The sequence below is a fragment of the Candidatus Pelagibacter bacterium nBUS_27 genome (assembly GCF_051200985.1).
Classification (GTDB): Bacteria; Pseudomonadota; Alphaproteobacteria; order Pelagibacterales; family Pelagibacteraceae; genus Pelagibacter.
Window position 1 is genome coordinate 201470 of the sequence record NZ_CP172845.1, and the last position, 21951, is coordinate 223420.

The window sequence follows — 21951 nt, forward strand, 5'->3', positions numbered from 1 at the left end:
ATAAAGAAATGAGAAGATATTACACTAGAGCGTGTAATTTCTATTATGGCAGTGAGTCAAAGCTATTAGTAAATAATAATAAAACAATTCCTCTGAATGGAAATAAAAAAATTTCATTCGATCATATTGAGATAATATCAAGAACTTCTAAAAAAAAAATCTCTATAAATAAAATAAACGATTTAAAAAAATCATTAAAAGAACAAATCAAATTTGATTTAAAAAAAATTAAATCAAAAAAAAAGAATTTTTCAAATTTAAATTTTTTAAAAATACCAAATATAATGGGGGTATTAAACATTACACCAGATAGTTTTTCTGATGGAGGAAAATTTAATAAAGACAATAAAGGACTAAAGCATGCATTAGAGATGTTTGATTTAGGAGCAAATATTATTGATATTGGTGGAGAATCAACAAGACCTGGATCAAAAGCAATAAATAATAAAATAGAATGGAAGAGAATAGAAAAACTTATTAAGTTGATAAGTAAAAAAATTCCAATTTCATTAGATACAAGAAAATCTGAAGTTATGAAAAAAGGAATTAAACATGGTGTTAAAATTATTAATGATGTGTCTGGGCTAAATTATGATTTTGAAACTGTTAATGTTTTAAAAGAATATAAAACCCCTTTTGTTGTTCAGCATTCACAAGGGACACCTGAAAAAATGCAAAATAAGCCACAATATAAAAATGAATTATTAGATATCTATGATTTTTTTGAACAAAAAATAAAATTTTTAAAAACAATTGGAATAAAACACAATAATATTATTATTGATCCAGGTATAGGCTTTGGAAAAAATTTAAAACACAATATTAGTCTTTTAAGTAATATTTCTATTTTTCACTCCTTAGGATTTCCTATACTGGTAGGCAACTCGAGAAAAAGATTTATTAAAGAAATAGCTGGTAAAAATGACACTAAAAGCAAAATTGGAGGAACAGTTGCTTCGTCAATTTATCTAATGATGCAAGGAGTGCAAATTTTAAGAATTCATGATGTAAATGAATTGCTTCAAAGCATAAAAGTCTTTAAAGAAATAACAAAATACAAATGACAAAAAAATATTTTGGAACTGATGGAATAAGAGGTGCAATTAATAGCAAATATATTAATGGTGATATGTTCTTTAAGTTTGGCCTTGCCTCAGGTACATTCTTTAAATCTCAAAAAAAAATAAAACAAACAGCAATAATAGCTAAAGACACAAGACTGTCTGGCTATACTCTTGAACCAGCGTTAGTTTCAGGACTGACATCAGCTGGAATGCATGTTTACACACTTGGACCCTTGCCAACAAATGGTTTGGCAATGTTAACAAAGGCAATGAAAGCTAATATGGGTATTATGATAACTGCTTCTCATAATCCACATTATGATAATGGTTTAAAATTATTTGGCCCTGACGGCATGAAGTTATCTGATAAAATTGAAAAAAAAATAGAAAATTTGATTGATAAAGGAATTACAAAAAATCTCTCAAGTCCAGAAAAATTAGGCAGAGTAAAAAGGTTAGAAAATGGAACAAAAAAATATCTAAAAATTTTAAAAAAAAATTTTCCAAAGGAATTTAATTTAAGAGGATTAAGAATAGTAATTGATTGTGCAAATGGTGCGGGCTACAAAGCAGGACCAGAACTGCTAAAGTCTTTGGGGGCAAAAGTAATAGCAATTGGCATAAATCCAAATGGTACGAATATTAATCAAAAGTGTGGCTCTACATATCCAAATAAGATTAAACTTGCAGTAAAAAGATATAGAGCTCACCTTGGCATTTCTTTAGATGGTGATGCTGATAGAATTATAATGAGTGATGAATTAGGAAATATAATTGACGGAGATCAAATAATTGCAGCTTTAGCTACAAGATGGAAGAGTAAAAAAATGTTAAGAGGAGGTGTTGTGGGCACCTTGATGTCAAACTATGGTTTAGAAAAATTTTTTAAATCTGAGAAGATAAAATTTATAAGAGCAAATGTTGGTGATAGGTATGTAAAAGAAAATATGCAAAAAAAAAATTTTAATCTAGGCGGTGAACAATCTGGTCATATTATTTTAGGTAAGTTTGCAACAACTGGAGATGGACTGCTGGTTGCGTTAGAAGTATTATTTGCATTAAGAAAAGGAAGAAAAGCTAGTTCTTTTTTTAATAAGTTTAAAAAAACTCCTCAAATTTTGAAAAATATTTCAGTAAAGAATAAATCTATAATTAAAAACCTAGAAGTAAAAAAATCTGTAAAAAAAGCAGAAAGACTAATGAAAGGTCATGGAAGAATTTTAGTTAGAGAATCAGGCACAGAGTCAAAAATAAGAGTTATGGGTGAAAGTGAAAACAAACATCTTTTAGATAAGTGCATAAATATTATTTTAAAACAAATAAAGTGAAGCCTAATTCCAAAGTATTAATTATTGCAGGATCTGACTCATCAGGAGGAGCTGGAATTCAGGCTGACATCAAAACTATTACAGCACTTGGCTCTTATACGATGACAGCGATTACTGCTATTACAGCTCAAAATACAACTGGAGTAAAATCAATTGTTCCAGTTCCACCAAAAGAAATTTCAAATCAAATTTTATTTACTGCGAAAGATATTACTCCTGATGCGATTAAAATTGGCATGCTACATTCTACCAAAGTAATTGAATCTGTTATTAATTCTCTAAAGATAATTAAAGTAAATAAAATAGTCCTTGATCCTGTTATGGTTGCAAAAGGTGGAACTAAATTAATAGCTGATGATGCAATTAAACTATTAAAAAATGAATTATTAAAATTAGCTACATTGATCACACCTAATATTCCAGAAGCAGAAATATTAACTAATACAAAAATTAAATGTAAAGAAGATATGATCTTTGCCGCATATAAATTAATAGAAATTGGTGCGAAAAATGTGTTAATTAAAGGAGGTCATTTAAATTCGGAAATTGTTGAAGATATATTTGTTTCAAAATCTGATATTAAAATTTTTAAGAGTAAAAGATTTAAAACCAAAAATACCCATGGAACAGGATGCACTTTATCCAGCGCAATAACTACATTTTTATCTTGTGGAAAACCTATAAAGAAATCTTGTGAGCTTGGCATTAACTATGTAAATTCTGCTATTAAAACTAATCCCAAATATGGAGAAGGTCATGGTCCAATTAATCATCTTCACACAATTAATATAGAAAGAAAATTTAGATAATGAAAAATATAGTTGTAGTTGGATCTCAGTGGGGTGATGAAGGAAAAGGTAAAATTGTTGATTGGCTTTCAGAACAAGCTGACGTTGTAATTAGATTCCAAGGAGGACACAATGCTGGTCACACCCTAGTAATTGATGGAGTGACTTACAAATTAAGATTATTGCCATCAGGTATTGTACGAAAAAATAAAATTTCAATTATTGGAAATGGAGTAGTTGTTGATCCATGGGCGTTACTGGAAGAAATTGAAGAAATAAAATCCAAAGGTGTAAATGTAGATATAAATAATTTCATTATTTCAGAAGCTGCAAATTTAATCTTACCGTTTCATAGAGAAATGGATGAAATAAGAGAAGATGCAGCAGGAAAAAGTAAAATTGGAACAACTAGAAGAGGAATTGGCCCCGCATACGAAGACAAAGTTGGAAGAAGATCAATCAGAGTAATGGATCTCAGATCTGAAAAAAATTTGGATCAAAGGTTAGAATCTGTTTTAGTTCATCATAATGCAATTAGAAAAGGTCTTGGAAAGAAAATTTTTGAAAAAGAACAACTTAAATCAGATTTATTAAAAATCGCACCTCAAATATTAAAGTTTTCCCAACCAGTTTGGCTTAAAATTGATGAGTTCAAAAAACAAAAAAAGAAAATTTTATTTGAAGGCGCTCAGGGAATTTTATTAGATGTAGATCATGGAACATATCCTTATGTAACTTCTTCCAACACTGTTGCATCAAGCGCAGCAACAGGTACAGGATGTGGTCCAAATTCAATTAATTATGTTTTAGGAATTACAAAAGCCTACACAACAAGAGTTGGTGAGGGTCCCTTTCCAACAGAATTAATAGATGATATTGGAGAATTGCTGGGTACTCGAGGAAAAGAATTTGGTACAGTGACTAGTAGAAAAAGGAGATGTGGATGGTTTGATGGCGTTTTGGTAAGACAGACTATAAAAATTTCAGGTATAGATGGTATTGCGCTTACTAAACTTGATGTTCTTGATGAGTTGGATGAAATTAAAATGTGTGTTGAGTATGAACTTGATGGAAAAAAAATAGATTATTTGCCCGCAGCAGTTGAAGATCAGTTAAAAATAAAACCAATTTACAAAACTTTTCCTGGATGGAAAACATCTACAAATGGAATCAAGGATATGGATGCTTTACCTGAAAATGCAAAAAAATATATTTATGCAGTAGAAAATTTTATAGGTGCGAAAGTATCCAGCGTATCTACCAGTCCTGAAAGAGATGATACAATTTTAGTTGAAAATCCTTTTGATATTTAATTTACAGGTAGTAAATTTTTAGATTTTGCCATAAGTAGCATCTGTTTTTGTAATTTCTCAAACGCTTTATTCTCAATTTGTCTTACTCTTTCTCTACTAATTTTATGTTTTTTGCTCAAATCCTCTAAAGTTGTAGGATTATCATTTAACCTTCTGGAATATAAAATTTCTTTTTCTCTTTCATTTAAAACTTTGATTGAATTTTTTAATAAATCTTTTCTTTGTTCCATTTCTTCTTGATGAGCAAATTTTAGATCATGGTCTAGTTCTTTATCGACTAACCAATCTTGCCATTCATCTCCATCTTCACCAACCTGAGCATTTAATGAAAACTCTTTACCAGAAAGTCTTCTATTCATTGAGACAACTTCATCTCTACTTACATCTAATTTATTAGCTATTTCATTAACATGTTCGTCTCTTAAATCTCCTTCTGTTTGTGGTGCTATTTGATTTTTTATTTTTTTGAGATTAAAAAATAATTTTTTTTGAGCTGTAGTTGTTCCTATTTTGACCAAACTCCAAGATCTTAATATATATTCTTGGATAGAGGCTTTGATCCACCACATCGCATATGTCGCTAATCTAAAACCTTTTTCAGGTTCAAATTTTTTAACAGCCTGCATAAGACCAACGTTTCCTTCAGAAATCATTTCATTTACAGGTAATCCATAACCTTTGTATCCCATTGCTATTTTAGCCACTAATCTTAGATGGCTAGTAACCAATTTTTCGGCTGCTTTGATATTGCCTGTAGTTTTCCAATTTTTTGCTAACATGTACTCTTCTTCTGCAGCTAGCATCGGAAATTTTTTAATTTGATCTAAATATGCTGACAGACCTCCTTCATTTGAAAGAGCTGGCACATTGCTATTAAAAGTTGCATTCATGGGAGTATTTATTTAATTAACTATATTAAATTTTCAATGGTTTATTTGCTAGTATTTTTAAGCATTTTTAATAAATTATTAAGTTCTTGTGGCAAAATTGAGGAAAAAATCATTTCTTCATTAGTTTTTGGATGAATGAAACCCAGAGTTTTTGCATGTAAAAATTGTCTATTTAATTTAGAGATTAAACTTTCTAATCCCATATCAATATTTTTTAGCTTTTTATATTTTTTTTTATATTTATCATCCCCAACAATGCTGTTTCCCATATGAGTCATATGAACACGAATTTGATGAGTTCTTCCAGTTTCTAATTTACACTCAACTAAACTTAATGTTGGTGTTTTGTCGTTTTCAAAAATTTCTATAGTTTTATAATTGGTAATTGCATGCTTACCTTTGGATCTGCTAACCTCCATTAATTGTCTGTTCTTTGAGCTTCGAGTTATAAATGTATCAATTCTACCTGTTGAAGGTCTTAGTTTGCCCCAAATTAACAGCTGATAAGCTCTTGTGATTGTATGATCGCTAAACTGTTTTGATAAGTTTTCATGTGTTTCATTATTTTTTGCAATAACTACTAAACCTGACGTGTTTTTATCAATTCTATGTACTATCCCTGGCCTAAGCTCATCTCCAATAGTTGATAGTGAGTTATTATCATAATGCATTAACGCATTGACAATTGTTTTGTCATAATTTCCAGCCCCTGGATGCATAATTATTCCAGCTGGTTTGTTGATTACTAACAGATCTTCATCTTCATGAATTATTTCCAGTTTAAAGTCATAGGGTTTTAGTGACGCCACTTCAGGCTCTGGAATATTAAGGCTTAATTTGTCACCAGATAAAACTTTTTTTGAAGGACTTTTAATAATTTCATCATTTAATTTTAGTTTTTCTTTTAAGATTAAGTTTTTAATTCTTGTCCTACTAATCAACCTTTCTCTTTTGTTGATTAATACATCTACTCTTAGATTATTTTCATTTTCTTCGACTATAAAATTAATGTTTTTTTCCATAAAATGTAATATTAATACTATATGCGCTTGTAGCTCAACTGGATAGAGCGCCTGACTTCGGATCAGGAGGTTCTGGGTTCGACTCCTAGCAGGCGCGCCAATTTATTTGCCAAAATTGATTTAAGTACCTTTCTCTCTTTCATTAATTTATTACTTCAATTGATTTTGTCATTTAATATCTTGAAGCTCTTTTCAATCTATCGTTAATTGTTTTGCCAATTCCTTTATTTTGAATTTTTTCAACTGCAATCATTTTATAACCATCTTTTTTAATTTTTCTTAATAATGTGTATAGATTTTTAGCAGATTGCTGAAGATTATTTTTTTTACTTAAATAGTAGTAATTTTTAAATGTAGTTTTTCTTTTTTTTATCAATACAAAAGCTTCATCTTTTTTTGGTTTTTTTGCATTTGTTCTTAATGGAATGCCTGGAGAGTAATGCAAAGAAAATTGTCCAGGCGCAATTTTTTTTTTTGAATTAGTTTTGATTAAAACTTTTTTTTTTAATATTTTTTCTATTTTTGAAATATCTAATCCTCCAAATCTAAATATTGTTGGTTTGCCTAAAAGATTAATAATTGTTGACTCTAAACCAATCTGACATTTGCCTCCATCCAAGACATATTTAATTGTTGTTCCAAACTCTTCTACAACATCAGATGCTTTAACAGAGCTTAATCTAGTTGATATATTTGCACTTGGGGCAGCTAATGGATAGTCCAAATTTTTAAGTAGTTTTTTAAATAATGTATGTTTAGGAAAACGAACTGCTAGGCTTTTTTGTTTGTTGGTTACAAATTTAGAAATTTTGGAACTTTTTTTCAATTTTAAGATAAATGTAATTGGTCCAGGAGAGAATTCATTATACAGCTTGACAAAATCATCATTAATAACACAATCATCTTTAAGCCTATCAATATCTGAATAATGTACAATTAACGGGTTATTCATCGGTCTTTTCTTCAACTTAAATATCCTTTTTACAGATAGGCTTGAATAAGCATTTCCAGCTAATCCATAGACAGTTTCAGTAGGCACAGCCACACAATGATTCTTATCTAAATATTTTTTAGCTTTTTTGATATTTGATTGAACAGATTTCATGTATTAATAATTATTATTATATGAAAGATAAAAATTTACTACCTGATAATAATTCAAGTTCGCTTGAAGAATTAACAGATCAAGCAAATCAAATAATTGAATCTTTAGAAAATGAAAAAGATCTAAATAATTCTGTTGAAAGCTATCAGCAATTATTAAAATTGAACAATATTATTGAAAAAAAATTTCATAAAAATTTTAGATCTATAGGCGAAGAAACCAATAAAAAAGTTAAAGAAATCATTAAAAAAAAATGAAAACTAAGCTTGATAGGATTGCAAAAGATACAAACCTTTTTTTAGATAGATTTCTTGATAAGCAGAATAATTCTAAATTAATTCCAGCCATGAAGTATGGTTTATTTCCTGGTGGAAAAAAAATCAGATCTAAAATTTTAATTGATGTCGGTTCATTGTTAGCAATAGATTATAAAAAATTAATTGCTATTGGTGCTGCTGTAGAATGTATTCATGCTTATTCACTAATTCATGATGATTTACCATGTATGGATAACGATAAAATAAGAAGAGGAAAACCATCTACTCACATTAAATTTGGAGAGTCCACAGCAGTCCTTGCTGGAAACTCATTGCTTACAATGGCATTTGAAATTTTAGCAAGTCCTACTTTAAAAATAAGTGAAAAAATTAAAATTGATTTAATAAAGAAACTATCTGAATGCTCAGGTCACTTGGGTATAGCTGGTGGTCAATATCTGGACCTCAGCTATGAAAAAAAAAAGATCTCTCAAAGCAAGATTATAGAAATGGAAATTAAAAAAACAGGAAAGTTATTTAGTTTCTGCTGTGCTGCTCCTGCAATTATTAAGAAAAAAAATATGAAAGAAATAAAATTTTTTGAAAATATTGGTTCTGAAATAGGTTTATTATTTCAAATAGCTGATGATTTAATTGATTTTAAAGGTAACTCTAAAAAAGCTGGAAAAAAAACAGGAAAAGATCAAAAGAAAGGTAAGGCTACACTAATAGGCTTACTTGGCTATATGAATGCAATTAAATATTGTGATAGGATTATTTTAAAAACAAATAAGAATTTAAAAAAATACGGTTCAAATTCTAAAAATATTAGAGAAACATTGAATTATATTTTACACAGAGAAAAATAATGAAAAATTATAGTTTTTTAAATGATATAAATTTTCCATCTGACTTAAGAAAGTTATCAGAACATGATTTGCAAAAAGTAGCTGAAGAGGTTAGGGAAGAGATGATTGGTGCAGTGTCCGAAACTGGTGGTCATTTAGGGGCAGGCCTAGGTGTTGTTGAATTGACTGTTGCTCTTCATTACGTTTTTGACACTCCTAATGATAAATTGATTTGGGATGTGGGTCATCAGTCTTATCCACATAAAATTTTAACTGGAAGAAAAAATAAGATAAGATCGTTAAGGCAAGGAAATGGACTATCAGGATTTACAAAAAGATCTGAGAGTGAGTATGATCCCTTTGGTGCCGCTCATAGCTCGACATCTATATCATCAGCACTAGGAATTGCTGAAGCAAATAAATTAGCAAATAAATCCTCAAATGTAATAGCTGTAATTGGTGATGGTGCAATAAGTGCAGGCATGGCTTATGAGGCTATGAATAATGCTGGAGCATCAAAAACAAAAATGATTGTTATTTTGAATGATAACGATATGTCAATTGCAAAACCAGTGGGTGCAATGAGAACTTACCTAGCAAAGTTATTAACTGGAAAAATTTATTTTAGTCTAAGAGAAACAATTAAATTAATAATGTCTTCGTTTTCAAAACGGTTTAGCGCAAAAGCAGGAAAAGCTGAAGATTTTCTGCGATCTGCAGTTACAGGAGGCACATTATTTAACTCATTAGGTTTTTATTATGCTGGTCCAATTGATGGTCATGATCTAACAAGCCTTGTTCCAGTTCTTAAAAATGCAAGGGACTTGAAACATGAAGGTCCAATCATGATCCATATTAAAACACAAAAAGGAAAAGGTTATTCATATGCGGAAAAAGCTACCGATCATTACCATGGTGTGTCAAAATTTAATGTTGAAACAGGTGAACAAGTAAAAAATGGTAGCAATCTACCAGCTTATACAAAAGTATTTGCTAACACTTTAGTCAAGCATGCTCAAAAAGACAGCAAAATTGTTGGTATAACTGCTGCAATGCCTGGAGGAACAGGTATGGATATTTTTGGAAAAGAATTTCCAAAAAGAATGTTTGATGTTGGTATAGCTGAGCAACATGCGGTAACTTTTGCTGCTGGTTTAGCTACGGAAGGTTATAAACCTTATGTTGCAATTTATTCTACTTTTTTACAAAGAGCTTATGATCAGGTTGTTCACGATGTGGCTATTCAAAGTTTGCCAGTAAGATTTGCAATAGATAGAGCTGGGCTAGTAGGTGCAGATGGATCTACGCACGCTGGTTCATTTGATATTACTTATTTATCAACTCTTCCTAATTTTATTGTGATGGCTGCAAGTGATGAGGTCGAGTTAGTAAAAATGATAAACACCTCAATTGATATTAATGATAAACCAAGCGCGATTAGATATCCACGAGGGACAGGAGTGGGTCTTGAATTACCTTCAATTGATGAAAAAATTGAAATTGGTAAAGGAAAAATTGTTCAAGAAGGAAACCAAGTATGTATTTTAAGTTTGGGAACAAGACTTGAAGAATGTAAATTAGCATCTGAGGAATTAAAGAGCAAAGGTGTGTCTGTAACAATTATTGATGCAAGATTTGTCAAACCTTTAGATCAAGAACTTATTTTAAAATGTGCTCAACAACATGAAGTAATGATAACTATAGAAGAAGGATCGATAGGTGGTTTTGGCTCTCATGTTAAAAATCTACTAGCTGAGAGAGGTATATTTGATAAAGGATTAAAGTTTAGATCAATGACATTGCCTGACACTTTTATCGAACAAGACACCCCTAAAAAAATGTACGATGTTGCTGGACTAAATGCTTCTCAAATTTCAAAGAAAATTTTAGATGTTTTATTTACAAAAGACTCAATTAAAGTAGTTAAAAATTAAAAATAGATTTAACCACACTGTGCTTTGTTCATTAAATAATGATCTAATAAAACACAATTCATCATAGCTTCACCAACAGGAACTGCTCTTATTCCCACGCAAGGATCATGTCGTCCTTTAACTGATATAGTGGTATTTTTTCCAAATTTATTAATTGTTTTTCTTGCTGTTAAAATTGATGATGTTGGTTTTACAGCAAATGAAGCAATAATTTCTTGGCCACTTGATATACCACCTAAGATACCTCCAGCATTATTAGAATCAAATTTTAACTTTTTACCTTTTTGGGAAATCTCATCTGAGTTTTGTTCTCCAGTTAATTGTGCTGAATTCATTCCTGATCCAATATTTACTCCTTTAACAGCATTTATACTCATCAAACCAGAAGCAATGTCCGAGTCTAGTTTTGAATATATTGGTGCACCAAGCCCAGGAGGTATACCTCTTGCTCTTACCTCAATAACAGCTCCACAGGAAGATCCATTTTTTCTAATATCTAGTAAATATTTTTCCCAGAGTTTGATCATTGATTTATCTGGACAAAAAAATGGATTTTTTGAAATTACCTTATCATTCCATTGATTTTTATCACATCCCAATATTCCTAGTTGAGTAACTGCGCCTATGACTTTAAATTTCTTACCTAATTTTTTTTGTAAAACAATCTTTGCTATTGCTCCTGCCGCAACTCTAGCTGCAGTCTCTCTTGCAGAAGATCTTCCACCGCCTCTATAATCTCTTATACCGTATTTTTTAAAATAGGTTAAATCAGCATGTCCTGGTCTAAATTTATCTTTTATATTACCATAATCTTTGGATCTCATATCTTTGTTAAAAATTATAAGTGATATAGGGGTTCCAGTGGTTTTTCCTTCGAACACACCAGATAAAATTTGAACTTTATCGTCTTCTTTACGTTGAGTAGTAAATTTTGATTGTCCTGGTTTTCTTCGATCCAGTTCTATTTGTATATCTTGTTCATTTATGCTTATGTTTGGGGGACAACCATCAACTATACAGCCTATAGCAGAGCCGTGAGATTCACCCCAAGTTGAGAAACGAAATAGCTTTCCAAAAGTATTAAATGACATTATTTATAATATATAGATTATTTTGTTTAAATTATGAATCAAAAAAACTTACTTGGCCTTAATAACTGTTTTTTAGATCTAGATGATCCAATTCAGTTATTTAAAGTATGGATGGATGAAGCCAAAAAACTGGAACCCAATGACCCTAATGCGCTTTCTTTGGCAACTTCTAATAAGGACAATCTACCTTCAGTTAGAGTAGTTTTGTTAAAAGAGTTTAATCAAAATGGATTTGTATTTTATACTAATTTAAACAGTCAGAAAGGAAATGAACTTAAAGAAAATCCTAATGCTGCAATGTGTTTTCATTGGAAAAGCCTTTTAAGGCAAGTAAGAATTAGTGGAGCGATAACGCAGGTAGAAGACAAAGTAGCTGATCAATATTACAATTCAAGAGGATATGATAGTAGAATTGGTGCCTGGGCATCAAAACAAAGTAAAGAACTAAATAATAGAAAGGAACTTACAAAGTCAATTAAAGAATATAAGCAAAAATTTAATGATGAAAATAATGTACCAAGACCTAATCATTGGTCTGGTTGGAATTTATCACCAACAAGAATAGAATTTTGGTTAGATGGAGATAGTAGGATTCATGAAAGATTAAATTATACTATTAATAAAAGTGGAAATTGGATAAAATCTTTATTAAGCCCTTAAAAATTTCTAGCCAAACTAAATGAAGTAAGATTTTTAAGAATATCTTTTTCTTTTGATTCTTTAAATATAGTTAAAGAATTTGAAGCAAGATTAATGTAATGTTGGGCTTTTTGATAGCATTCTTTAATGATATTATATTTTTTTATTAAAGAAACTATTTCATTAAAGTCATCTTTATCTCTTGTATCTTTTTTAAAGAGATTAATTAATAATTTTTTTTCATCAAAGTCTATTTTTTGAAAAAGTAAAATGACAGGTAAAGTAATTTTTCCTTCAAAAAAATCTTGACCAATTTTTTTTCCAAATAATTTGAGATCAGAATTATAATCTAGAGTGTCATCTGCAATTTGAAAGGTGAGACCAAGATTTCTTCCGTAAAATTCAAGAGCATCCTTTTTTTTTGATTCTACATTTGATAAAATTGCTCCTACTTTTGTTGCGGCTGCAAATAGTTCTGCAGTTTTTGCTGAAATAATTTTTAAGTAAGTTTCTTCTAACATGTCAACCTCACCTTTGTGCTGAAGTTGTAAAACTTCTCCCTGAGCTATCTTCGAAGAAGTCGATGATAATAACTTTAAAATTTCTAAATTTCCATCCTCCACCATCATTTCGAAACATCTGCTCAATAAGTAATCCCCAATCAACACTGAAGAATGATTATCCCAAACTTTATTCAGAGTTTCTTTTCCTCTTCTTAAAACACCTTCATCTATTACATCATCATGCATTAATGTTGCGCTATGAATTAATTCTACACACGCTGCTAGATTGACGTCTCTTGATCCTCTGGAATATCCACATAATTTTGCAGCACCTAAAGTTAAAAGGGCTCGTAATCTTTTTCCACCAGTTTTAATATGATAGCCTGTCATTTTTTCCACCAACTCAACATCACTAGCTAATTTTGATCTAATTTTTTCCTCAGTTAAAATCAGCTTATCCTCAACAGAATCTTTGAGTTGAAAGTAAGAGTCGTTTATTTGTTTTTTAAGTTGTACTACAGTTCCCATAATCAATTTAAGTTAGTATAATTGAGTTTTATATATTACTTATCAATTGACGCACCTAATTCTTCAATTATAAGTAGCCTATATATATTCAATTAATAATTCTATAAGGAATAAAAATGTTCTCTTTTTTTAAAAAGAAAAAGACTGTAGCCCACATAAAACTTAGTGGTGTTATTGGAAATGCAGGAAAATTTAAACAAGGGATTGATTTTGCTGGTCAAGAAGAGATCATAAAAAAAGCTTTTTCCCTTAAAAAAGCTACTTGTGTAGCTATTACTATAAACTCACCCGGAGGGTCACCAGTACAATCACACTTAATTTATAGCTTCATTAGAGAAGAAGCCAAAAAAAATAAAAAAAAAGTTATCGTATTTGCTGAAGATGTAGCTGCATCCGGAGGATATCTTATTTCATGTGCCGGAGATGAAATTTATGCAAACTCAAGCTCAATCATTGGATCCATTGGGGTGATCTATTCTTCATTTGGATTTACAGAGTTGATAAAAAAAATTGGTGTAGAAAGAAGAGTTCACACAGCAGGAAAAAACAAAAGTACATTAGATCCTTTTCTTGAAGAAAAAAATGAAGACATTGAGAGATTAAAAAAAATCCAATTAGATTTGCATAAAGATTTTATTGATGTAGTGGAGAAAAGTAGAGGATCTAAGCTTAACAAGTCTGAGATTGAACTTTTTTCAGGAGAATTTTGGTCCGGTAGTAAGGCAAAAGATCTAGGATTGATAGATGGAATAGGAGATGCTCATAAAATTTTAAAAGATAAATTTGGTGATGACGTTGTAATTAAAAAATTTGAAAAATCTAAAGGATGGTTGAGTCAAAAATTATCTTCTTCAAGTAATCAAGTAGATCAATTTGCTAACATCTTAGATGAAAGGTCAATTTGGCAAAGATATGGTTTCTAAAATAAAAAAACCACAAAACAAATTTCAATCATTTCAAGATACAATTCTTAATCTTCAAAAATTTTGGAGCAAAAAAGGATGCATTGTTTTACAACCATACGATATGGAGGTTGGTGCTGGCACATTTCATCCTGCTACTACACTTAGATCGCTTGGACCAAAACCTTGGAAAACTGCTTATGTTCAGCCATCAAGAAGACCAACTGATGGAAGGTATGGTGATAATCCTAATAGACTACAACATTATTATCAGTTTCAAGTTTTAATAAAACCTTCTCCAGATAATATAAAGAAACTATATCTTAATAGTTTATCAGTTATTGGAATTGATCATAATGAGCATGATATTAGATTTGTTGAAGACGATTGGGAAAGTCCAACACTAGGAGCCGCTGGTTTAGGTTGGGAAGTTTGGTGTGATGGTATGGAGATAACACAATTTACATACTTTCAACAAATGGCAGGATTTGAATGTAAACCAGTTTCAGTTGAAATTACATATGGATTAGAGAGAATATGTATGTTTACACAGCAACAGAAAAATGTTTATGATCTAATCTGGAATGATGACGGTGTAAAGTATCATGATGTCTTTCACCAAGCTGAAAAAGAATTTTCTGCATATAACTTCGAACACGCAAATATAGAAAATTTATTTAAAATGTTTGATATGCACGAGTTAGAAGCAAAATCTCTTGTAGAAAAAAAATTATCATTGCCAGCATACGATCAATGTTTGAAAGCAAGTCATGTATTTAATATCTTGGATGCTAGAGGAGCAATAAGTGTGGCTCAAAGAGCTGGATACATAGGTAGAATTCGAGACATAACTAAAGCAGCTGCAGGTATTTGGCTAAATAGTCAAAGCTAGATGTCAGAATTTTTTTTAGAATTATTTAGTGAGGAAATACCCTCGTCTCTTCAGCAGAATTTAAGACAAGAATTGTTAAATAGTTTTAATAAACTATTTACTGAGAAATTTATTTCTTTCAAAAAAAGCTCTTCATACTCTACTCCAAATAGATTGATAATTGTATTTGAAAACGTACAAAAACAAGTAGTTTTAAAGTCTGAAGAAATAAAAGGACCAAATATAACAGCACCAGAAATTGCACTGGAAGGTTTTGTAAGGTCAAATAATATCTCTAAAAAAGATCTATTAAAAAAAGTAACAGAAAAAGGGGAGTTTTATTTTTTTAAAACAAAATCTAAAAAACTTGACACCCAAGATTTGTTAGAAGAGTTTGCGCCACTAGTATTACAAAAAATCCAATGGAAAAAATCAATGAGATGGGGTGATTTTGAGTTAAATTGGGGTAGACCACTAAAATCAATACTGGCATTATTTGATAAAAAAAAATTAACTTTTAATTTCCATCACCTAACTTCATCAAACTCAACTTTTATCGATAAAGAATACGAAGAAAATAAAAAAACATTTATTGATTTTAAGGAATACAGCAATTTTTTTAAAAAATTGAATATTATTATTAATCACAAACAAAGAAAAGATTTAATAGAAAAAAAATTGAATGAGATTTCAAATAAAAAAAATATAAAGATTGAAAGCAACCCAAAACTACTTGATGAAGTTGTAGATCTAACAGATCAACCAAATGTTATATTGTGTGAATTTGATAGAAAATTTCTTAATATTCCAAAAGAAATTTTGATTATAACAATGCAATATCATCAAAAATATTTTCCAACTTTTGATAAGAAGGGAAATATCACCAATGAATTTTTAGTTGTAACAAATAAAAAAGACTCAAAAGGTTTTATAAAATTAGGAAATGAAAGAGTTGTAGAGGCCAGGTTAAGTGATGCTGAGTTTTTTTGGCAAAAAGATAAATCACAAAATTTAGTTAAAAGAGTTTCAAGACTAAAATCTATGAATTATTTTAAAGGTCTTGGAACATATTTTGACAAAGTTCAAAGAATGAGAAAACTTGGGGGGATGCTTTCAGATGAATTATTGATCAGTAAAGATATGGTTGAATTATCTGCATCTATTTGCAAAGTAGATTTGGTTTCTGAACTTGTTGGAGAGTTTCCAGAACTTCAAGGAATTATGGGAGGTTATTTTGCAGAAGCACAGGGCTTTGATAAAGATATTTGTAAAGCTATTAGTGAACAATATTTACCAGCGGGATTAAATTCAAAAATACCAAAAAAACCTTACAGTATTGCACTATCGTTAGCCGATAAAATAGATACGTTAGTTGGTTTTTTTGGAATAAATCAAAAACCGACAAGCTCTAAAGATCCATTTGCCCTAAGAAGATTGGCTTTAGGAGTAATTAAAACAATAGTTGAGAATAAAAAAGATTTTAAAATAAGAGACTTAATTAGTTATTCATCCAGTTTATATATGGACCAAGGTTTTGAATTTGAAAATAAGTCTATGCAAAATGAGTTAGTTGATTTTTTTATGGATCGATTGAAATTTTATATGAAAGATGAGAAAATTCGTCACGATATTATTCAAGCTTCAACAAGCTTGGGTAGTTTAGATCAATCCGTAGTTATTTTTGGTAAAGCTAAAACTTTAAATAAAATTATTGATAAACCAAATGGAATTGATCTTATTTCAAGCTATAAAAGAGCATCAAGCATACTACATAATGAATTGAAAGATGATAAACTTGACCTATCAAATACAACTGATCCTGGTATTTTTAAAACAGAACTTGAAAAAAATTTGTTTAAAAAAATTAATGAATTAAGAAAATATTTTCAAAGCATCAATAAAGACGAGAATTTTGAGCAATCGCTTGCTAATTTAGCAGAGTCTAAAAAAGTAGTTTTTGATTTCTTTGACAATGTAATCGTAAATGAGGAAGACCCTGCGATTAAGAAAAACAGACTGGAACTAATTCAAATGTTATGTAAAACGTTCGATTATTATGTTAATTTTTCTCTAATAGATTCCCATTAATGAAAAAACTAATTTTAAATTTTAAATCTAAGGATAGCAAAAAGATAAAAAACCCTAAAAATTTTTTAGGGGGTAAAGGTGCTAATTTATCTGAAATGGGAAGAATGGGTCTTCCAGTTCCTCCAGGGTTTACGATTTCAACTAAAGTATGTGAACTTTTTTATAGAGATAAAAAAAAATTGAATAAAAATTTAGTATCACAAATTAAAAAAGAATTAAAAGTAATTGAAAAAGATGTCGGTAAAAAATTTGGTGATTTGAAGAATCCTTTACTTCTTTCTGTAAGATCAGGAGCTAGAGTGTCGATGCCTGGTATGATGGATACAATTTTAAACCTTGGCTTAAATGATAAAACGGTAAATGCATTGTCTACAAAAACTTCTAATGGAAGATTTGCTAAAGACAGTTATAGAAGATTTATTCAAATGTATGGTAACGTAGTGATGGGAGTCGAAGGTTATCATTTTGAAGAATTAATTGAAAATTATAAGCTTACTAAAGGAGTACTTTTAGACACTGACTTAGACGAAAATGATTGGGATGGATTAATAGTAGATTTCAAAAGAACTGTTAAGGAAAAAGCTAAGAAAGATTTTCCGCAAGATGTATATGAACAATTATTGGGAGCAATCAGTGCCGTATTTTTATCTTGGGAAAGTAATAGAGCTAAAGTTTATAGAAAATTAAATCAAATCTCAGCTGAATGGGGAACAGCAGTAAATGTTCAATCAATGGTTTTTGGTAACATGGGCGAAGATTGTGCAACAGGTGTAGTATTTACAAGAAATCCATCAGATGGTTTAAATGAAATATATGGTGAATATTTAATTAATGCACAGGGTGAGGATGTGGTGGCCGGCACAAGAACCCCTCAATACATTACCAAAAAAGCAAGACAACAAGCAAAAGTAAAAGCTCCATCAATGGAAGAGGTGATGCCTCGTGTTTATAATCAACTTTATAAAATCTTAAAAAAATTAGAAAAACATTATAAAGACATGCAAGACGTCGAATTTACAGTTGAAAATAAAAAACTATGGATGCTTCAAACAAGATCTGGAAAAAGAACAGCTAAGTCAGCTGTAAAGATTGCTGTTGATATGGTTAAAGAAAAATTAATTTCAAAAAAAGAAGCTGTTTTAAGAATTGATCCTAATTCTTTAGACACTTTACTTCATCCCACTTTAGATGAAAAAAGTTCAATCAATGTTATTGCAAATGGTTTGCCAGCATCTCCTGGTGCTGCAAGTGGAAAGGTAGTTTTTACTTCAGAAGAAGCCGAAAGATTAACGGGGATGATGCAAGATACAATTTTAGTTAGAGTGGAAACGTCTCCAGAAGATATTCAGGGAATGCACGCTGCCAAAGGTATTTTAACTGCAAGAGGAGGAATGACAAGTCATGCTGCAGTTGTTGCTAGAGGAATGGGTAGACCATGTGTTTCTGGCTCAAGTGAAATTGATATAAATTATGAGAGTAAATCATTTAAAACTTCATCAATGGAAATTAAGGAAGGTGAAGTTATAACTATAGATGGTTCTACAGGTCGAATTATTTCAGGAAGTGTTGCAACTGTAAAACCAGAAATTTCTGGTGATTTTTCAAAATTAATGTCATGGGCTGATAGTTTTAGAAAATTAAATATTAGAACAAATTCAGAAACAACAAAAGATACAAAAACAGCAAAAGATTTTGGAGCAGAAGGTATTGGTCTTTGTAGAACAGAACATATGTTTTTTGATGAAGAAAGAATTTTATCTGTTCGCGAAATGATTTTATCTAAAACTAAAGAAGATAGAGCTAAAGCACTTGATAAACTTTTACCTCATCAAAAAAGAGATTTTGTAGAGATTTTCAAAATTATGAGCGGGCTACCTGTTACAGTTAGATTGCTTGATCCTCCTTTACATGAATTTTTACCTCGAACGGAAAAAGAAATTAGTGAAGTTGCAAATGTAGTCAGTCTTTCAATTAAAGAGGTAGAATCTAGAATAGAAGAACTCCATGAACAAAATCCAATGTTGGGTCATAGAGGTTGTAGACTTGGTATATCATTTCCAGAAATTTATGAGATGCAATGCAGAGCTATTTTTGAAGCGTTAGTAGAACTTAAAAAGAAAAAAATTAAATCAGCTTTTCCAGAAATTATGATTCCTCTTGTTTCAACAGAAGCTGAAATTCAAATAATGAAAGATTTAGTAATTAACATTGCTAGCAAAGTTCAAAAAGAACATAAAATTAAAATAGCATTTATGGTTGGCACAATGATTGAGCTTCCAAGGGCTGCGATAAAAGCAAAAGAAATAGCAAAACATGCTGAGTTTTTTAGTTTTGGTACTAATGATTTAACTCAAACTACTTTTGGAATTAGTAGAGATGACAGTGGAAAATTCTTAAATGATTATTTGGATAATAAAATATTTTCAATTGATCCATTTGTTTCCATAGATGACGGGGTTGCTGATTTAGTTGAAATCGCTGTTGAAAAAGGAAAAAGCCAAAACAAAAAATTAAAACTTGGAATTTGTGGTGAACATGGTGGTGATCCTAAAAGTATTGAGTTTTGTTCTAAAGCTGGCCTAAATTATGTTTCTTGCTCACCTTACAGAGTTCCAATTGCAAGATTAGCTGCTGCTCAAGCAGAATTAAAAAAATAAATAAATATTTGAGAATTGTTAGGGGCGTTCTGTTGCCAGGTGCCCCGGACCCCGTCTACTTAATTAACAAAGTTAATTAGGCAGCAAGTGCGTAACTTTCGTTAGCAATTATAAATTAGCCCGTTACGGTGGAACAATTCCGAACAAAAGAATAGCCTTTAGTCATCCGTCGAATCTAGTTCACCCCCATAAGTTGTAATGGTGGAGGTGGTGGGTACTGCCCCCACGTCCGCAATGGTTATTACGAAATTCGTTTATCGTCATAGTTGGAAAACCAACATTATTAATATAAAAGCAATTACAAGAGATTCAATAAAAATCATGAAATTAACTAGCGAACAATCACAAGAAATTAAAGAACAACAGTCTCAACAGAATCAAACTAAGAGAGTCACAGCTCCTGCACTTGAAAATATTTTATACGAAGCAATTACAGCATTAGATCATGGTTTTGTAAGAGTTATTGATTATATGGGTGATGATACATCAATTGTTCAATCAGCTAGAGTTTCTTATGGTAAAGGAACCAAAAAGGTTTCAACAGACGCAGGCCTGATTAAATATTTAATGAGGCATTGGCATAGCACTCCATTTGAAATGTGTGAAATTAAATACCATGTTAAGTTACCAATTTTTATTGCTCGTCAATGGATTAGACACAGAACAGCAAATGTAAATGAATACTCAGCTAGATATTCTATTTTAGATAAAGAATTTTATTTACCAAGTACAGAAAATTTAGCAGCCCAATCTACAAGTAACAGACAAGGTAGGGGAGACGTTCTGGAAGGTGAACAGGCAAAAGAAGTTTTGGAACTTTTAAAAAATGATGCTGAAAGAACTTATGATAATTATGAAACCATGTTGAATGAAAGATTTGACGGCTCAACTATAGATGAAAATAAAAAAGGTTTAGCTAGAGAACTTGCAAGAATGAATTTAACTTTAAATACTTACACTCAGTGGTACTGGAAAACTGATTTATTAAATTTAATGAATTTTTTAAGATTAAGAGCCGATAGTCATGCACAATATGAAATAAGAGTGTATGCAGATATTATGTTGGATACTGTTAAAAAATGGGTTCCAATAACCTATGATGCATTTATGGATTATAGGGTTGGTGGAACTGAAGTTTCAGCTAAAGGTAAAGCAATTATTCAAAAACTTATCAAAGGTGAAAATGTTGATGTAGATAGTTCAGGACTTTCAAAAAGAGAATGGAATGAACTAATGATTGCTTTTGATCTTAAAGATAAGTTGATTTAATCTTATTAGCAAAATCTAAATATATTTTTGAAATTTCATGCTCAGGATTAGCTTCAACTATAGGCTTTCCCTCATCTCCGTTTTTTCCAACTTCAGGATTAATTGGGATCTCTCCTAAAAACTCTTTTTCAAATTCTTCTGCAGTTTTTCTAACACCACCTTCACCAAAAATTTTATATTTTTTTCCATCATCCCCAGTAAAGTAACTCATATTATCGACTAACCCTAAAATTTTAACTCCAAGTTTATCAAACATTTTGATACCTCTTTTAACGTCTAATAGAGCTACTTCTTGAGGGGTAGAGACAATTATGGCTCCATCCATCTTAATTTCTTGTGAAAAAGTTAACTGAGTATCTCCAGTTCCTGGAGGCATATCAACAATAATGAAATCTAAATTTTTCCAATTCACTTTTTGAGTAAAAGTTTTAATAGCACTGGTTACCATAGGACCACGCCAAATCATTGGAGTTTGTTGATCTGCTAAAAAACCGATGGACATACATTGAATATCATATTTAACTATTGGCTCTAATTTTTGACCATCACTTTTTGGCTTTTCATTAATATCAAACATTTTTGGAATAGATGGGCCATAAATATCAGCATCAAGTAAACCAACTTTACAACCAACTTGTTTTAAAGCTAATGCGAGATTTGTTGCGAATGTAGATTTTCCAACTCCTCCCTTTGCACTTGAAATTGCAATCGTAAATTTTGTTCCTAAGATGGGATTTTTAGTGAATTTCCTAGGCTCCAGCTTCTTTTTCATTGCGTCACTTAGTTCTGGTTTTTTATCAGTCATATTTTCATGATTACTTGTTTTTTAGAATAAAGACACTATATACTTTGTC

At 30.5% G+C, this 21951-nt stretch carries 19 protein-coding genes, 1 tRNA gene and 1 other RNA gene; 14 read left to right on the plus strand and 7 right to left on the minus strand.

The features are described from left to right. Positions 1-8 precede the first annotated feature (8 nt). Genes folP through ACIJYG_RS01095 form a run of 4 tightly spaced genes read left to right on the plus strand, consistent with a single transcriptional unit; the run spans position 9 to position 4493 of the window. Positions 9-1064 (plus strand): dihydropteroate synthase, encoded by a 1056-nt coding sequence (folP, locus tag ACIJYG_RS01080; protein WP_435097506.1) that lies wholly within the window; start codon positions 9-11, stop codon positions 1062-1064. Then, entirely contained in the window at positions 1061-2392 is a 1332-nt protein-coding gene (gene glmM, locus ACIJYG_RS01085; RefSeq protein WP_435097509.1) for a phosphoglucosamine mutase, read from the plus strand. Before folP ends, glmM begins: the two co-directional genes overlap by 4 nt. Then, a complete protein-coding gene (gene thiD, locus ACIJYG_RS01090) occupies positions 2389-3201 on the plus strand; it encodes a bifunctional hydroxymethylpyrimidine kinase/phosphomethylpyrimidine kinase (RefSeq protein ID WP_435097512.1) in 813 nt (270 codons plus the stop codon). The genes glmM and thiD overlap by 4 nt, the downstream gene beginning before the upstream one ends. Continuing rightward, the gene (locus ACIJYG_RS01095) at positions 3201-4493 is read left to right on the plus strand and encodes an adenylosuccinate synthase (protein WP_435097515.1); all 1293 of its coding nucleotides are present in this window, start codon (positions 3201-3203) and stop codon (positions 4491-4493) included. The genes thiD and ACIJYG_RS01095 overlap by 1 nt, the downstream gene beginning before the upstream one ends. On the opposite strand, the gene rpoH is transcribed toward ACIJYG_RS01095, so the two are convergent. Both rpoH and ACIJYG_RS01105 read right to left on the minus strand, forming a co-directional pair. Then, positions 4490-5383, minus strand: a complete 894-nt coding sequence (gene rpoH, locus ACIJYG_RS01100; RefSeq protein ID WP_435097517.1) for an RNA polymerase sigma factor RpoH — start codon at positions 5381-5383, stop codon at positions 4490-4492. The two genes, ACIJYG_RS01095 and rpoH, sit on opposite strands and share 4 nt — an antisense overlap. Before the next feature lie 41 nt (positions 5384-5424). After that, positions 5425-6405: an RluA family pseudouridine synthase gene (locus ACIJYG_RS01105; RefSeq protein ID WP_435097520.1), complete on the minus strand. Its 981-nt coding sequence runs from the start codon at positions 6403-6405 to the stop codon at positions 5425-5427. A 23-nt stretch (positions 6406-6428) separates the two neighbouring features. Between ACIJYG_RS01105 and ACIJYG_RS01110 the strand changes: the two genes are divergently transcribed. Continuing rightward, positions 6429-6505, plus strand: a tRNA-Arg gene (locus ACIJYG_RS01110). 72 nt (positions 6506-6577) lie between these two features. Here the strand turns inward: ACIJYG_RS01110 and ACIJYG_RS01115 are convergent. Next, on the minus strand, positions 6578-7510 hold the full coding sequence (locus ACIJYG_RS01115; protein WP_435097522.1) for an L-threonylcarbamoyladenylate synthase: 933 nt from the start codon (positions 7508-7510) through the stop codon (positions 6578-6580). A 20-nt stretch (positions 7511-7530) separates the two neighbouring features. On the opposite strand from ACIJYG_RS01115, the gene ACIJYG_RS01120 reads away from it, so the two are divergent. From ACIJYG_RS01120 to dxs, 3 genes are read left to right on the plus strand one after another with little or no spacing between them, the layout of a single operon-like run. After that, positions 7531-7767 carry an exonuclease VII small subunit gene (locus ACIJYG_RS01120; protein WP_435097524.1) on the plus strand — a complete coding sequence of 79 codons (237 nt, stop codon included), beginning with the start codon at positions 7531-7533 and terminating at the stop codon, positions 7765-7767. After that, positions 7764-8636 (plus strand): polyprenyl synthetase family protein, encoded by an 873-nt coding sequence (locus tag ACIJYG_RS01125; protein WP_435097526.1) that lies wholly within the window; start codon positions 7764-7766, stop codon positions 8634-8636. The genes ACIJYG_RS01120 and ACIJYG_RS01125 overlap by 4 nt, the downstream gene beginning before the upstream one ends. Then, positions 8636-10549, plus strand: coding sequence for a 1-deoxy-D-xylulose-5-phosphate synthase (gene dxs, locus ACIJYG_RS01130; RefSeq protein ID WP_435097528.1), 1914 nt, complete (start codon positions 8636-8638; stop codon positions 10547-10549). The genes ACIJYG_RS01125 and dxs overlap by 1 nt, the downstream gene beginning before the upstream one ends. A gap of 8 nt (positions 10550-10557) precedes the next feature. On the opposite strand, the gene aroC is transcribed toward dxs, so the two are convergent. Beyond that, on the minus strand, positions 10558-11640 hold the full coding sequence (gene aroC / locus ACIJYG_RS01135; protein ID WP_435097531.1) for a chorismate synthase: 1083 nt from the start codon (positions 11638-11640) through the stop codon (positions 10558-10560). A gap of 33 nt (positions 11641-11673) precedes the next feature. On the opposite strand from aroC, the gene pdxH reads away from it, so the two are divergent. Then, the gene (gene pdxH / locus ACIJYG_RS01140) at positions 11674-12300 is read left to right on the plus strand and encodes a pyridoxamine 5'-phosphate oxidase (RefSeq protein ID WP_435097534.1); all 627 of its coding nucleotides are present in this window, start codon (positions 11674-11676) and stop codon (positions 12298-12300) included. Here pdxH and ACIJYG_RS01145 read toward each other — a convergent pair. After that, a complete protein-coding gene (locus tag ACIJYG_RS01145; protein WP_435097537.1) occupies positions 12297-13310 on the minus strand; it encodes a polyprenyl synthetase family protein in 1014 nt (337 codons plus the stop codon). The two genes, pdxH and ACIJYG_RS01145, sit on opposite strands and share 4 nt — an antisense overlap. A gap of 116 nt (positions 13311-13426) precedes the next feature. Between ACIJYG_RS01145 and ACIJYG_RS01150 the strand changes: the two genes are divergently transcribed. From ACIJYG_RS01150 to ppdK, 4 genes are read left to right on the plus strand one after another with little or no spacing between them, the layout of a single operon-like run. Beyond that, complete coding sequence (locus ACIJYG_RS01150) at positions 13427-14233, plus strand: S49 family peptidase (protein ID WP_435097540.1); 807 nt, start codon at positions 13427-13429, stop codon at positions 14231-14233. After that, complete coding sequence (locus tag ACIJYG_RS01155) at positions 14223-15104, plus strand: glycine--tRNA ligase subunit alpha (protein ID WP_435098817.1); 882 nt, start codon at positions 14223-14225, stop codon at positions 15102-15104. The genes ACIJYG_RS01150 and ACIJYG_RS01155 overlap by 11 nt, the downstream gene beginning before the upstream one ends. Further along, on the plus strand, positions 15105-17171 hold the full coding sequence (gene glyS / locus ACIJYG_RS01160) for a glycine--tRNA ligase subunit beta (protein ID WP_435097543.1): 2067 nt from the start codon (positions 15105-15107) through the stop codon (positions 17169-17171). Then, on the plus strand, positions 17171-19828 hold the full coding sequence (gene ppdK / locus ACIJYG_RS01165) for a pyruvate, phosphate dikinase (RefSeq protein WP_435097545.1): 2658 nt from the start codon (positions 17171-17173) through the stop codon (positions 19826-19828). Before glyS ends, ppdK begins: the two co-directional genes overlap by 1 nt. 17 nt (positions 19829-19845) lie before the next feature. On the opposite strand, the gene ssrA is transcribed toward ppdK, so the two are convergent. Beyond that, positions 19846-20145: a transfer-messenger RNA gene (gene ssrA / locus ACIJYG_RS01170) on the minus strand. 4 nt (positions 20146-20149) lie between these two features. Between ssrA and thyX the strand changes: the two genes are divergently transcribed. Continuing rightward, a complete protein-coding gene (gene thyX / locus ACIJYG_RS01175) occupies positions 20150-21097 on the plus strand; it encodes an FAD-dependent thymidylate synthase (RefSeq protein WP_435097548.1) in 948 nt (315 codons plus the stop codon). Here thyX and ACIJYG_RS01180 read toward each other — a convergent pair. Further along, entirely contained in the window at positions 21078-21902 is an 825-nt protein-coding gene (locus tag ACIJYG_RS01180; protein ID WP_435097551.1) for an Mrp/NBP35 family ATP-binding protein, read from the minus strand. The genes thyX and ACIJYG_RS01180 overlap by 20 nt on opposite strands. Between the last annotated feature and the right edge of the window lie 49 nt (positions 21903-21951).

Excerpts from the sequence above, each read along its gene's own strand:
- folP (WP_435097506.1), top strand. The coding sequence starts at position 9 with ATGAGAAGATATTACACTAGAGCGTGTAATTTCTATTATGGCAGTGAG.
- glmM (WP_435097509.1), top strand. The coding sequence starts at position 1,061 with ATGACAAAAAAATATTTTGGAACTGATGGAATAAGAGGTGCAATTAAT.
- ACIJYG_RS01095 (WP_435097515.1), top strand. The coding sequence starts at position 3,201 with ATGAAAAATATAGTTGTAGTTGGATCTCAGTGGGGTGATGAAGGAAAA.
- rpoH (WP_435097517.1), bottom strand. The coding sequence starts at position 5,383 with ATGAATGCAACTTTTAATAGCAATGTGCCAGCTCTTTCAAATGAAGGA.
- ACIJYG_RS01105 (WP_435097520.1), bottom strand. The coding sequence starts at position 6,405 with ATGGAAAAAAACATTAATTTTATAGTCGAAGAAAATGAAAATAATCTA.
- ACIJYG_RS01115 (WP_435097522.1), bottom strand. The coding sequence starts at position 7,510 with ATGAAATCTGTTCAATCAAATATCAAAAAAGCTAAAAAATATTTAGAT.
- ACIJYG_RS01120 (WP_435097524.1), top strand. The coding sequence starts at position 7,531 with ATGAAAGATAAAAATTTACTACCTGATAATAATTCAAGTTCGCTTGAA.
- ACIJYG_RS01125 (WP_435097526.1), top strand. The coding sequence starts at position 7,764 with ATGAAAACTAAGCTTGATAGGATTGCAAAAGATACAAACCTTTTTTTA.
- dxs (WP_435097528.1), top strand. The coding sequence starts at position 8,636 with ATGAAAAATTATAGTTTTTTAAATGATATAAATTTTCCATCTGACTTA.
- aroC (WP_435097531.1), bottom strand. The coding sequence starts at position 11,640 with ATGTCATTTAATACTTTTGGAAAGCTATTTCGTTTCTCAACTTGGGGT.
- pdxH (WP_435097534.1), top strand. The coding sequence starts at position 11,674 with ATGAATCAAAAAAACTTACTTGGCCTTAATAACTGTTTTTTAGATCTA.
- ACIJYG_RS01145 (WP_435097537.1), bottom strand. The coding sequence starts at position 13,310 with ATGGGAACTGTAGTACAACTTAAAAAACAAATAAACGACTCTTACTTT.
- ACIJYG_RS01150 (WP_435097540.1), top strand. The coding sequence starts at position 13,427 with ATGTTCTCTTTTTTTAAAAAGAAAAAGACTGTAGCCCACATAAAACTT.
- ACIJYG_RS01155 (WP_435098817.1), top strand. The coding sequence starts at position 14,223 with ATGGTTTCTAAAATAAAAAAACCACAAAACAAATTTCAATCATTTCAA.
- glyS (WP_435097543.1), top strand. The coding sequence starts at position 15,105 with ATGTCAGAATTTTTTTTAGAATTATTTAGTGAGGAAATACCCTCGTCT.
- ppdK (WP_435097545.1), top strand. The coding sequence starts at position 17,171 with ATGAAAAAACTAATTTTAAATTTTAAATCTAAGGATAGCAAAAAGATA.
- thyX (WP_435097548.1), top strand. The coding sequence starts at position 20,150 with ATGAAATTAACTAGCGAACAATCACAAGAAATTAAAGAACAACAGTCT.
- ACIJYG_RS01180 (WP_435097551.1), bottom strand. The coding sequence starts at position 21,902 with ATGACTGATAAAAAACCAGAACTAAGTGACGCAATGAAAAAGAAGCTG.